At 71.2% G+C, this 12,575-nt stretch carries 11 protein-coding genes; 6 read left to right on the top strand and 5 right to left on the bottom strand.

Annotated features, from left to right (window positions below; translation table 11 throughout):
• Window positions 1-52 precede the first annotated feature (52 nt).
• From AB0J80_RS29385 to AB0J80_RS29375, 3 genes are read left to right on the top strand one after another with little or no spacing between them, the layout of a single operon-like run.
• Window positions 53-3,349, top strand: coding sequence for a TIM-barrel domain-containing protein (locus AB0J80_RS29385; protein WP_364711337.1), 3,297 nt, complete (start codon window positions 53-55; stop codon window positions 3,347-3,349).
• 40 nt (window positions 3,350-3,389) lie between these two features.
• On the top strand, window positions 3,390-3,965 hold the full coding sequence (locus AB0J80_RS29380) for a helix-turn-helix domain-containing protein (RefSeq protein WP_364711224.1): 576 nt from the start codon (window positions 3,390-3,392) through the stop codon (window positions 3,963-3,965).
• Window positions 3,962-5,215 (top strand): MFS transporter, encoded by a 1,254-nt coding sequence (locus AB0J80_RS29375; RefSeq protein ID WP_364711223.1) that lies wholly within the window; start codon window positions 3,962-3,964, stop codon window positions 5,213-5,215. Before AB0J80_RS29380 ends, AB0J80_RS29375 begins: the two co-directional genes overlap by 4 nt.
• Before the next feature lie 30 nt (window positions 5,216-5,245).
• Here the strand turns inward: AB0J80_RS29375 and AB0J80_RS29370 are convergent, their stop codons facing one another.
• On the bottom strand, window positions 5,246-5,845 hold the full coding sequence (locus AB0J80_RS29370; protein WP_364711220.1) for a class I SAM-dependent methyltransferase: 600 nt from the start codon (window positions 5,843-5,845) through the stop codon (window positions 5,246-5,248).
• Between the two features lie 37 nt (window positions 5,846-5,882).
• The gene (gene map, locus AB0J80_RS29365) at window positions 5,883-6,701 is read right to left on the bottom strand and encodes a type I methionyl aminopeptidase (RefSeq protein WP_364711217.1); all 819 of its coding nucleotides are present in this window, start codon (window positions 6,699-6,701) and stop codon (window positions 5,883-5,885) included.
• Between the two features lie 63 nt (window positions 6,702-6,764).
• Here map and AB0J80_RS29360 point away from each other — a divergent pair, with 63 nt between their 5' ends.
• On the top strand, window positions 6,765-7,031 hold the full coding sequence (locus AB0J80_RS29360; protein WP_364711214.1) for a helix-turn-helix transcriptional regulator: 267 nt from the start codon (window positions 6,765-6,767) through the stop codon (window positions 7,029-7,031).
• A gap of 20 nt (window positions 7,032-7,051) precedes the next feature.
• Window positions 7,052-7,705: a hypothetical protein gene (locus AB0J80_RS29355; protein WP_364711213.1), complete on the top strand. Its 654-nt coding sequence runs from the start codon at window positions 7,052-7,054 to the stop codon at window positions 7,703-7,705.
• A gap of 7 nt (window positions 7,706-7,712) precedes the next feature.
• On the opposite strand, the gene AB0J80_RS29350 is transcribed toward AB0J80_RS29355, so the two are convergent.
• The 3 genes from AB0J80_RS29350 to AB0J80_RS29340 all read right to left on the bottom strand — a co-directional run bounded on the left by AB0J80_RS29350 (window position 7,713) and on the right by AB0J80_RS29340 (window position 10,985).
• Window positions 7,713-8,996, bottom strand: a complete 1,284-nt coding sequence (locus AB0J80_RS29350) for an ABC transporter substrate-binding protein (protein ID WP_364711210.1) — start codon at window positions 8,994-8,996, stop codon at window positions 7,713-7,715.
• Window positions 8,993-10,300 carry an L-fucose:H+ symporter permease gene (gene fucP / locus AB0J80_RS29345; protein ID WP_364711208.1) on the bottom strand — a complete coding sequence of 436 codons (1,308 nt, stop codon included), beginning with the start codon at window positions 10,298-10,300 and terminating at the stop codon, window positions 8,993-8,995. The genes AB0J80_RS29350 and fucP overlap by 4 nt, the downstream gene beginning before the upstream one ends.
• 76 nt (window positions 10,301-10,376) lie before the next feature.
• Window positions 10,377-10,985, bottom strand: coding sequence for a DUF308 domain-containing protein (locus AB0J80_RS29340; protein ID WP_364711205.1), 609 nt, complete (start codon window positions 10,983-10,985; stop codon window positions 10,377-10,379).
• A 161-nt stretch (window positions 10,986-11,146) separates the two neighbouring features.
• On the opposite strand from AB0J80_RS29340, the gene AB0J80_RS29335 reads away from it, so the two are divergent.
• Window positions 11,147-12,565 (top strand): MFS transporter, encoded by a 1,419-nt coding sequence (locus tag AB0J80_RS29335; RefSeq protein WP_364711202.1) that lies wholly within the window; start codon window positions 11,147-11,149, stop codon window positions 12,563-12,565.
• The last annotated feature ends 10 nt before the right edge of the window (window positions 12,566-12,575 follow it).

Here is a 12,575-nt window from a genome sequence, read left to right as displayed (position 1 = left end):
GGCTGCAGTGCGTGACAGGAGTGTCGCTCATCACCGGGAGGACGTCGTGTCGATGCGTACGTGGCGGGCGCCGGCGTGGTGGCTGACGCTCCTGCTGACCCTGACGGCGCTGCCGGGCACGGCGCTGGCCGCCCCACGGGCGCCGGAGATCCATGGGCAGACCGTCCAGGCCGGACACCTGCGCGTCCAGGTGCTCGGTGCGACGATGCTGCGCCTCGAGTACGCCGCCGACGACAGGTTCGAGGACCGGCCGACCTTCAACGCCACGTACCGCGACCCGGGGCGGACCTGGTTCACCGCCGTCACCCGCAACGGCGAGCTGCGGATCCGGACCGGCGCGGTGACGCTGCACTACACCCTCGGCAGCGGGCCGGTGTCCCCCGCGAACACCACCCTCGACCTGACCATCGCCGGCCGGCGGACGAGCGTGCACCCGGCTTTCGGGTCACCGGCCCGCACCGACGCGCTGGGCGGCTGGTACCGGGGCCTCGACTACTACGCCGGGCAGGCCGGGCCGGTCGACCAGATCTCGCTGCACCCCGGCATGCTGCACCGCGACGGCTGGTACCTGCTCGACGACACGGCGACCGCGCTGCGCACCGGCGACGGCTGGGTCACCGCCCGGCCGCAGCGCGCCGGCGCCTACCAGGACGGCTACCTGTTCGGCTACGGGCACGACTACAAGCGCGGGCTGGCGGACCTGCGGACGCTCACCGGGCCGTCGGTGCTGCCCCCGAAGTGGGCGTTCGGCACCTGGTTCTCCAAGTACCAGGCGTACAGCACCGAGGACTACGAGACCGCGCTGTTGCCGGCCTTCCGGGAGCACGACGTGCCCCTGGACTCGCTGGTGGTCGACACGGACTGGAAGGCGCCGAACGCGTGGGCCGGCTGGAACTGGAACACCGGCCTCTTCCCCGATCCCGCCGGGTTCCTCGCGCGGTTGAAGAGGCAGGGCATCAACGCCACCCTCAACGTGCACGCCGCCATCTCCGGCGACGATCCCCGGTTCGCCGAGGCCCAGGCGCGGGCCAAGGGCAAGCTCACCCCGGCGGGCAGCAGCTTCGCGCCGAACCCGTACCGTTTCGACTGGACCGACCCCGACCAGGCCGCGGCCTTCACCGGGCTGCACCAGCCGTTCGAGGAGCAGGGCGTACGGCAGTGGTGGCTGGACTACTGCTGCGACGACAGCACCGTCGGCACGCGCGGGGTGACCGCCGACAGCTGGGTGAACGAGCTGTACCGGCGGGACGGGGACGCGCGTGGGCTGCGGGGGTTCTCGCTGTCGCGGATCGGGGCGTCGTTCCCCGCGTACACCACCGTCGGCGGCTCCGGGCCGTGGGCCGAGCACCGCAGCACCGTGCACTTCACCGGCGACACCCGGCCGGACTGGGAGACGCTCGCCTTCGCCGCCGCGATGACCCCGGCCGAGGCGAGCATCGGCATGTCCTACGTCAGCCACGACATCGGCAGCTTCGCCGGCAAGCACCTGCCCGAGGACCTCTACCTGCGCTGGGTGCAGCTCGGCGCGTTCCAGCCGATCCTGCGGCTGCACTCCGACCACGGCGACCGCCTGCCGTGGGAGTACTCCGGCACCGTCAGCGGGGCCGCGGCCGACTACCTGCGGCTGCGCGAGTCGCTGGTGCCGTACCTCTACACCGCGGCCCGGCAGAGCTACGACACCGGACTGCCGATGACCCGGGCGCTCTACCTCGACTGGCCGGAACAGCCCGAGGCCTACCGGCACGACACGCAGTACCTCCTCGGGGACTCGCTGCTGGTCGCCCCGGTGACCAAGCCGGGCCTGAGCACCACGACATCGGTCTGGTTCCCGCCGGGCACGTGGACCGACTTCTTCACCGGCGCCACCTTCCGCGGGCCGGCGACCCGCACGGTCGCGGCGACCCCGGACCGGATGCCCGTGTACGTGCGGGCGGGCGGCATCGTGGCCCAGGCACCGGCCGCGGCGAGCGTGGCAGCCCAGCCCCGCGACCTGCTCAAGCTCACCGTGTACCCGCACGCCTCGGGCGCCACGTCCGTGTACGACGACGCCGGTGACGGCCTCGGCTACCGCAACGGGCAGTACACCCGAACCCCCGTGCACTACCTCGAAGGCCGGCGGTCCGCGCTCGTCGTCGGCCCGGTCAGCGGAAGCTACCCGGGCGCCCCGGCCGCCCGCCGCTACACCGTCGGGTTCGCCGGCGTCTCGCGCCCGCACCTGGTCACGGTAGGCGCCCACCGCGCGCCCTGGACGTACGACGCCGCGAAGCACCTGCTCACCGTGGAGGTCCCCGCGTCCTCCGTCCGGCGCCCGGTCGTGATCACGCACGACGGCAGCGTCCTCACGGTGTCCCAGCAGCCGGCCGTCGACCTGACCTTCACCGCCCCGGACGGGCTGCAGTCCGGCGCGACCAGCACGCTGGTGACGACCGCCCGCAACGAGGGCCCGGGCACGATCACCGCCGTGTCGGCCACCGTGACCGCACCGGACGGCTGGGTCGTCACCCCGCGGACACCCACCACCGTGGCCTCCCTCGCCCCCGGTGGCACGTTCACCGCCACTTACGACGTCACACCCAGCGGCGCCTCACCCCGTACGCAGAACGTGGTCGCCCATCTCGCGTACCGGAACCCCGACGGCAGCGCGGTGAGCCTGCCGGCCTCCCTCACCGTGCCGCTGCGCCCGGTCGCGGTGACCTTCCGGGTGCTGGCCCCGCCGGGCACCCCGGCCGACGCCACCCTCTACGTGCCCGGAAACATCACCGAGCTGGGACCGTGGGATCCCGGCAAGGTCCCGATGACCGACCGCGGCAACGGCATCTGGGAAGCCACGATCACCGTCCTGGACGGCACGGAGATCCAGTACAAGTACACGCGCGGCACCTGGGAGACCGTGGAGGAATGGGGATCGATCACCGGCACCAACAACCGCAGTGTCACGGTGGACGGTGGCATCACCCGGACCATGGTCGTCGACGACACCTCCACGGCCTGGGGGCAGCCGGGCACGCCGGACACGCACCTGGCGATCCAGTACTGGCGTGACCCGCTCGTCGTGACCACCACACCGGCCGCGGGCAGCAGCGGTCCCGCCCCCGCCGCGGTGACCGTCAGGTTCCAGCGCGACGTGCAACCGTCGGGCACGGACTACACCGGATCCGTGACGGTCACGGGACCCGGCGGACCGGTCGCGGGGACCGTCACCGAGCCGACGCCCGGGACCCTGTCGTGGACTCCGGGCACGGCACTGCCGGCGGGGGCCTACACCGCGACGGTGGCGGAGGTCAGCAGTACCGGCCCGGCGGGCGTGACGATCCGCCGCCCGTACACCTTCACCTTCACCGTCTCCTAGCACCTTGCTAAAGGAGTCTTTCTAAAGCATTCTCTAGGATGTGGCTTCCGAAGAACGCGCGACGATCCGGCTGGAAGATCCCCGGGCCCTGCGCGCTTACGCGCATCCGCTGCGGCTGAGCCTGATCGGGATGCTCCGGCGCAACGGGCCGATGACCGCCACCCAGTGCGCGGCCCTCCTGAACGAGAACGTGCCGAACTGCTCGTTCCACCTGCGGCAGCTCGCGAAGTACGGGCTGGCCGAGCGAGCGCCCGCGGCCGACGGACGGGAGCGCCCCTGGCAGGCGACCGCCCGCAGCACGTCCTGGACGGACGACTCGGACGACCCGGAATCCCGGGCCGCGGCCGACCAGCTGAACGCGGCGATCCTCGGGCAGTACATGCGGCGGGCAGAGGCGTATCTCGCGGTCCGCGGCGACGAACCCGCCGAGTGGCGCAAGGCGGCGGGTTTCAGCGACGACATGATCTACGTGACCGCCGAGCAGCTGGCCACCCTCACCCAGCAGGTCGAAGCGCTGCTGGAGCCGTACCGGGACAAGGCCACGCGGTCCGAGGGATCGCGGGCGGTCACCGTCGTGCAGCTGGTGATGCCGACGCCGGAGCACGGCGCCCCGTGACCGCCGACGCCAGGCCGAGGCCCGCACCGGCACTGCTGCGCGACCGGGTTTTCCGCCACTACTGGTCCGCGCACGTCGTCTCGCTGGTCGGCGACCAGATCTCCCTGATCGCCGTTCCGCTGCTGGCCGTGCTGACGATCGGCGCCGGAGCGGCCGAGATGGGCTACCTGACCGCCGCGGCCTTGGCGCCGAACCTCTTCCTGTCCCTGCTCGCCGGGGCGTGGGTGGACCGGCGGACGGACAAGCGGAGGGTGATGATCGTTGCCGACCTGGGCCGGGCCGCCCTGCTCACCGTCGTACCGGTGCTGGCGTTCGCCGGGGTGCTGAACCTGTGGCACCTCTGCCTCCTGTCGCTCGCCATCGGCACGCTCACCGTCTTCTACGAGGTCGCCGACGGCAGCCTGTTCGCGTCCGTGGTCCAGCGGCCGGACTACATCGCCGCGAGCTCGCTCACCAACGGCGCCCGAGCCATGTCGTTCGTGGCGGGCCCGAGCGTGGGCGGCGTCCTCGTGCAGGTGCTCACCGCGCCGTTCGCCCTGCTCGCGGACGTGCTGTCGTACCTCGGATCGGCTCTGCTGCTGAGCCGGATCGCCGCGCCCGAGAACGCGGGTCCGACGCCGGAAGGCGGCGGCCTGAGCACAGGGTCCGGCCTGGCGTTCATCGCGCGATCCGTGGTCCTGCGGCAGCTGCTGCTCGGCGTCACCGTGATCAACCTGTTCAACTACGTCTTCCACGCGATGCTGATCCTCTACGTGACCACGGTGCTGGGCATCTCGCCCGGCCTGCTCGGGACGCTGCTCGGCATCGCGTCGATCGGCGGGCTGGTCGGCGCTGCGGTCACCGGCCCCCTCACCCGCCGGTTCGGCATCGGCCCCGTCGTGGTCCTCGGCTACGTGGCGTTCCCGCTCCCGCTGGTCCTGGTCCCGCTCGCTGACGGCTCCCGGCCGATGGTGACCGGCATGCTGCTCGCCGCGGAGTTCCTCTCCGCGCTCGGCGTGATGATCCTCGACATCGCCGTCGGCTCGCTGCAGACGGCGGCCACTCCGGTGGCCCGGCTGTCGCTGGTCAAGGGCGCGCAGCGCACGGTCAACTACGGGGTACGGCCGATCGGAGCGCTGCTCGGCGGAGCGCTCGGCGAGCTGGTGGGGGTGCGCACCACGCTGTGGATCGGCGCCGTCGGTGCGGTGGCCGGCGTGCTGTTCGTCGCGTTCTCTCCGGTCCCGCGCATGCGCGAGCTGCCCGACGCGTGACTGCGTAGTGCGCCCCCGTCGCGGTGATCGTCAGGTTCTCGCGCGACGAAGCCGGCACCAGCGCGGTGACGTCCGGTTCATCGGCCAGCCCAGCCCATCGGTCTGCGCCGGTTCGTCGGCGATCAGCGCCCAGTCCGGGAAGGCAGCCGTCACGTCGTCCCGCGAGACGCCACCCGACAAAGCCCGGAACCAGGTCACACCGAAGGCCAGCATCAGCAGCGTGGCTCCGGGATTGGCGAGCGCCGACAGGTTCCGGCCCACCGCGCGTCGCTGCTCGGCGTCGAAACCCTGGAAACAGCCGACATCGAGGAAGAGGTCGAAGGTGCCCAGACCGGCCGCCGCCAAGTCGGTCGCGTCTCCGACGACGTAGGTGACTGCCTCGGTGGTGGCGCTGCGGGCCGCCTCGACGGCGGCCGGCACGTAGTCCACACCGGTGGCCTGCCAGCCGCGGCGAGCAAGCTCGGGAGTGAACTGACCACGGCCGCAGCCGACGTCGAGCGCCCGGCCCAGCGGGCGCGAGCGCTCCGCCTCCTCCCGGTCCAGCAGAGCTGCGATGCTGCCGGCGGCGGGCTTCCCGTAACGCTCCCAGGGGGTGACCCCCCAGCGGTACATGCGGGCATAGTTGGTCAACGCACACCTCCTCGCCGCCATCGAAGCACACCGACGCTCAGGCGGTGGTGGCGGACTTCCTGGCGGGGTCGGCCGGGGCGGCGTCCTGCGCGGGGCGGCGGGTCAGGACCTGCGGGCCGGACGCCGTGATGGCGACCGTGTGCTCGGAGTGGGCGGTGCGGGAGCCGTCGGCGGAGCGGATCGTCCAGCCGTCGTCGTCGTACCTGATCTTGTCGGTGGAGCGGCAGAACCAGGGCTCGATGGCGATGGTGAGGCCCGGGTCGAGCCTCATGCCGCGGCGGGCACGGCCCAGGTTGGCGACGTGCGGCGCCTCGTGCATGGTGCGGCCGATGCCGTGACCGCCGAACTCGCCGTTGACGCCGTACCCGTAGGAGTGGGCGACCTCGCCGATCGCGGCCGAGATGTCGCCGAGGTGGCCGCCGGGCTGAGCGGCGGCGATGCCGGCCTCGAGCGCGACCTCGGTGGCCTCGATGAGCTTCAGGTCGCCCGGGTCGGGCGTGCCGACGACGACCGAGAGCGCGGAGTCGGCGGCCCAGCCGTCGATGACCACCGCCATGTCGATGCTGAGCAGGTCACCGTCACGCAGCACGTAGTCGTGGGGCAGGCCGTGCAGCACCGCGTCGTTGACCGACAGGCACAGCACGTTGCGGAACGGGCCGCGGCCGAACGAGGGGGTGTAGTCCCAATAGCAGGACTCGGCGCCGCGCTGCTTGATCCGGCGCCGGGCGTGGTGTTCGAGGTCCATCAGGTTGACGCCGACCGCGGCGACGCCGCTCAGCTCGGCGAGCAGCTCGCCGACGAACTGGCCGGTCACCGCCATCCGGGCGATCTCGTCGGCGGACTTGAGCTCGATCACGACAGCCCCCTTCACGAATGCGGTATTAATATACCGGACGCTCCGGGGGGATATCCTGCTGGCATGGTTCGCCAGCCACTCACCGCCGAACAGATCGCCGCGGGCCGGCGCCTCGGAGCCGCCCTCAGGGCCGCGCGGGCCGGCCGCAGCCTCGTCGAGGTGGCCCTGGCGGCCGGCATCTCCCCCGAGACGCTGCGCAAGATCGAGGCGGGCCGCCTCCCGGCGCCGGCCTTCGGGACCGTGGTCTGCCTCAGCCAGGCCCTCGACGTGCCGCTCGGCGACCTGGCCGACGCCTGGCTGGCCGACATGCCCGCCCACCAGGCTTCCTGAGCTTTTCGTAAGATCACGGCGTGTCATACGACCTTGCGGTGTGGGAGGGCGACCGGCCCGCGAACGACATCGCCGCGCACGCGGAGTTCGAGCGCCTGTACGAGCACTACATCGAGTCGGACACGCCCGTGGCACCGACCCCGCGCATCGCCGCCTACGTGGAGGCATTACTGGCAAGGGTCCCGGATCTCACCGTCAACGAGGGCCGGGGACCGTTCCTCTACTTCCCCGTGGTGTGGAGCCGCTGCGAGGAGAACTCGCAATGGGCTGCCCAGCTTGCGAAAGAGCATGGGTTGAACTGCTACGACCCGCAGTGGGACCGGCTGCGTACGCCGTTTTCTGAGCCCTGGCGCTTCGAGCTGACCTCCGCGCGAGGCCGCTCGTTCCGTGATCCGGACGCCGACCTGGTCCGTAGAGTCCTGGTGCGCCTGTCCACGGCCGACTACTACGCGATCCTCACCCGCGCCGACGACTGGTACGTCCAGGTCGGCTTCGGCGAGCAGGCCGGCACGCGACCGGGCTGGTATGCCCTCGAACGGCGAGACGGCACGCCCGATCAGCACTTCCGTGCCGAGCTGTCGGACCTCGAAGAAGTGGTGCGGGCCTTCGTCGCGTTCCTGGAAGGCGATCCCACCATCGCCGTTCGCTTTCCGTGGCAGCCTTACGCCGTCTGACAGCGGCTCACCGCGGCGGGATCCGGTCGTTCGCGACGGCGCCGGCGAGGTCGTCGGCGAAGGCCGCCGGGTCACGGGTACGCACGTACGTCGAGACGGCGTTGTAGAAGCCCTCCTGGAACTCGGGGCTGCGCGCTTCGCCGTGCGCGACCGACAGCAGCACCGGGGAGTTCCACAAGCTCCTGGACACCCCCCGCTGGTACGGAGACAGTGCCGCCACGTCGACCGTACGCAGCACCGGCACCGAGCCTTTCGCCTTGTGGAAGGCGAGCTGCGTCGCCGGGTCGTTGATGCCGCCGAGGAAGGCCAGCGCGTTCTTGGCGTTCTCGGCCTTGGTGGCGGCGACGAACACGTCCACGACCGCCAGGAAGCTGTCGCCGGTGCCGGGGAACGGTACGGCCCCGAAGTCCTCGCCCTCCTTGGCTCCGGCCGCGAGGAGCTCGCCGTACGCGGAGTCGTTCATGGACTCGAAGGCGCACCCGCCCGCGGCGAGCTTGCGCGTCGCGGCGTCCCAGGTGAGGCCGCTCGCGGCCGGGTCGGCGTACGTGAGGACATCGCCGAAGGTGCGCAGCGCCGCGCGGACCCGGGTGCCGCGCCAGTCGAGGTGGTCGCCGGCCATGTCCTGCCAGCCGCCGGCTCCGATCGTGCTGAGGAGCACGTTCTCGAAGAGCTCGACGGTGGTGAACGGGTCCTTGCCGCCGAGGCAGAGCGGCGCGGCTCCGGAGGCCTTGATCGCGCGGAGGTCGTCCTGGAACATCGCCGCGCTGTCGCCGCTCGTCGGCGGGTCGACGCCCGCCTTCTTGAGCACGTCGACGTTGTACCAGAGCACATTGCTGCGGTGCGCTCCGGTCGGTACGCCGTACGGTCTGCCGTCGCGCAGCAGCGACCGCAGGATCGTGGGTTGCATGGCCGCGCGGAGGTCGCCGGCGTCGAAGACGGACGACACGTCGCGGACGACGCCGCGGTTCGCGTAGCCCTGAACGGACTGGCCGGCGAAGGTCTGCCAGACGTCGGGCGGGTCCCCGCGCTGCAGCCGCTTGGCCAGCTCCACGATCGCCTCGGAGCCGGCGCCGCCGGTGATGGCCGCGTTCACCGTGTCCACGCCGGGGTGGGCCCGGCGGTACGCGTCGAGCAGGGCGTTCAGGGCGGGCGCCTCGGACCCGGAGGTCCACCAGGACACGATCTCCAGCCGCTGGGTGTCCTGGGTGGCGCTCGTCGGTTCGTCGCTGCCGCAGGCGCTCACCGCCAGCAGCGCCGCGGCGGCCGCGGCCGTCCAGCACCGGGCGCTCATGCCTTCCTCCTCAGGTCGTACAGCGCGTAGAGCCCGACGACGGCGAAGCAGACGCCGGGCACCACGAAGGACACGGCCGCGCTGGTCTCGTCGACGAGCTTGCCCTGCACCAGGGGCATGATGGCGCCGCCGACGATCGCCATCACCAGTCCGGCGGCGCCGAACTTGGTCGCCGGGCCCAGGCCCTTGAGTGCGACGCCGTAGATGGTCGGGAACATCAGGGAGAGGCAGAACGACAGGGCGACGACGGCGATGACTCCCGCCATGTTCGGGCTCGCCATCGCGAACAGGCAGAGCAGCACGGCCAGGAAGGCCAGCACGGCGAGCACCCAGGTGGCCCGGACCCGCCCGATGACCCAGGTCATCAGGAACCGTGAGCCGAGGAAGACCAGGAGGCTGATCTGCAGGTAGAAGCCGCCCTTCTCCAGGCTGCCACCGAGCGCCTGCTGCACGTACTGGATGAGGTAGGTCCAGGTGCACACCTGGGCCGCGACGTTGAAGAACTGCGCCACGACGCCGTAGCGGTAGTGGCTGTTGTGCCACAGAGTCCGGAACAGGGTGCCGGTGCCGCCCTCGTGCGGCCCGGCGTCGGGGAACTCCTCGACGATCGGCGGCGCCTTCTGGCTGGCGATGGCGATGGCGATGGCGATGAGGACGCATCCCAGCCCGAGGTACGGACCCATCACCGCGCCCAGCTCACCGGCACGGATCACGTGCAGCTGCTCCGGCGTCAGGGAGGCGATGTCGACCGGGTCGGCGAGCTTGGGCAGGATGAGCGTCGACGCGAGCAGCACCCCGATGTTCGTCCCTACGGGATTGAACGCCTGCGCGAGGTTCAGCCGCCGGGTCGCGGTCTCCTCCGGCCCGAGTGCCAGCACGTACGGGTTGGCCGAGGTCTCCAGGATCGAGCAGCCGGCGGCGATGGCGAACAGGGCCACGAGGAACGCCTCGTACGTCATGATCTTGCTCGCCGGGTAGAAGGAGAACGCGCCCAGGGCGGCCAGCAGGAGCCCCGTTAGGATCCCGGTCTTGTAGCCGAACCGCTGGTTGATGAAGGCGGCCGGCAGGGCCAGCAGGAAGTACGCCCCGAAGTATGCGAGCTGCACGAGCGACGCCTGGAACGTGCTCATGTCGAAGATCCGCTTGAAGCCCGCCACCATGGGCGTGGTCAGGTCCTGCGCGACGCCCCAGACGGTGAAACAGCCGATCAGGGCGACGAAAAGCAGGAACATTCCCCGCCCGACCAGCGGCTGGCGCTGCCTCTCCTCGGGCTCCATGACGGGCACGGGCACGGTGCTTGCCATCTGCACCCCCTTCACTCCATCGATGACGTTACATATCGTCTCGAGACGGAGGTCCGGGTGTTCAGTTGCCGTAAGTTCAGGCGTGCTTCGCCCGTCCCTTGCGCAGCACCATGGCGAGCGCCACCTCGCCGAGCCCGACCACCAGGCTGCTGATGCCCGTCAGCAGCACGAGCGAGGCCAGGGACAGGTCCGGCATCAGCAGGAACGCGATGCCGGCGGCCACGGAGAGCAGGCCGACGGCGAGGAGGCCGGCCCGGGCGGGACCGGTCCGCTGCAGGCCGAGCAGGATCTCGGTGAGCCCGCTGAGGATCCAGGTGACCGCGAAGAGCAGCGCCAGCACCGCCAGGCGGCTGACCAGGTCCCGCAGGCAGATGAGACCTCCGATGAGCACGACGATGCCCACGATGCCGGACAGGACGTGCCGGCCGATGCTCCCGCCGCTGCCGGGCAGGAAGGCGCCGATGATCCGGGCGATGCCGGCGACGAGCAGCCACACCCCGGCCAGCGCAGCCATGATCCTCAGGCTGACGTCCGGCCAGAGGAGGACCGCCGTGCCGAAGGCGACGGCACAGATCCCGGTGGTCAGAACGGTCCACCAGGGAACCGGTATCGATCGCAGTTCCGTGGCCGCGTCCGGCCAGCTGCCGGCCGTGCCGCCGCCGACTCCCGCGGATGCCCCGGTCATGTGACCTCCTCGGCGCTGTGGTGCGCTACCGGCGTCCATCGCCGTGCTGAGCAAACGCGAGCGCCGCCGCCGGGTCATCATCCGCCGGGGGTGATGCCCCGCGCGGCAGGCCGCGGGCACTCTGCCAGTCGAATGTCCAGGCGGAGCGAGGACGGTGCGGAATGACTGAACAGGTCGTGGCGGGACGGCCCTCCGGTGCGTTGCGCCGGGCCCTCATCCCCTTCGCGCTGGCGCAGTTCATCTGCAGCTTCGCCGGCTCCAACATGAACGTGATGATCAACGACATCAGCCGCGACCTGCACACGACCGTGCAGGGGGTCCAGCTCGCGATCACGATCTTCTTGCTGGTCATGGCGGCGCTGATGATTCCGGCCGGGAAGCTCACCGACCGCTACGGGCGGAAACGCTGCTTCAACGTGGGGCTGGTCGTCTACGGGATCGGCGCGCTGCTGAGCGCGGTGGCACCCGGGCTGGGCGTCCTCATCCTGGGCAACTCGATCCTCGAGGGCATCGGGACGGCCCTGCTCATCCCGCCGGTCTACATCCTCACGACCCTGCTCTTCACCGAGCTGGCCGGACGCGCCCGCGCCTTCGGCGCGATCAGCGCGATGGGCGGCATCGGCGCGGCGGCCGGACCGCTGATCGGCGGCTTCATCACCTCGGCGTTCAGCTGGCGGGCCGCCTTCGTCCTGCAGGTACTCATCATCGCGGTGATCGTCGTGCTGGGCCGGCGCTGGGTCCGCGACCCGCTCCCGCCGGATCCCGAGCGGCCCTTCGACGTCGGCGGCGCGGTGCTGTCGGCCCTGGGCCTCATCCTCGTCGTCACGGGGATCCTCGCGGCCGACGACGACCTGTGGCTGATGACCGGCCTGCTGATCGCCGGGGCGCTCGTGCTGACGTGGTTCTTCGTGTCGATGCGGGCCAAGGAGCGGGCGGGCCGGGAGGCGCTGCTCTCCGTGGCGTTGTTCCGCAACCGTACGTCCAACCTCGGCCTGGTCACCCAGCACGTGCAATGGCTGATGCTCATGGGCGTCTCGTTCACCGTGTCGGCCTACCTCCAGGTCGTGCGCGGCTACAACGCCGTCCAGACCGGTCTGATCTTCACGGCGACGACCGCCGGCCTGCTGCTCTCCTCGCTCGCCGCCGAGCGGTTCGCGAAACGGCGCGCCCAGCGGACCATCATCGTCGTCGGCTTCGTGGCCACCATCGCCGGTATCGTCACCGGTCTCTTCCTGGTCAGCGACACCAGCGCGGTGTGGACCTTCCTCCCCGGGCTCTTCCTGATCGGACTGGGGCTCGGCACCATGCTGACGCCGTCGGTGAACGTCGTGCAGTCCAGTTTCGGCGAAGAGCTGCAGGGTGAGATCTCCGGCCTGTCGCGCAGCGTGTCCAACCTGGGTTCGTCCGTCGGCGCGGCGCTCGCCGGCACCATTCTCGTCGCCGGGCTCACGGCCACGCCGCAGCGGTCGTACGCCCTGGCGATGGTCGTCGTGGCGCTGGCCGGTGTCCTCGGCCTGTGGGCCGCTCTTCTTCTCCCCCGGGGCCGGATGGACACGGCGGTCGGCGCAGACGCGAGCTGATCCGGCCACG

It is taken from the genome of Actinoplanes sp. NPDC049548, assembly GCF_040676695.1.
Taxonomy (GTDB): domain Bacteria; phylum Actinomycetota; class Actinomycetes; order Mycobacteriales; family Micromonosporaceae; genus Actinoplanes.
The sequence above is the reverse complement of the archived record's forward strand: the minus strand, read 5'-3'. Positions and strand labels throughout refer to the sequence as shown.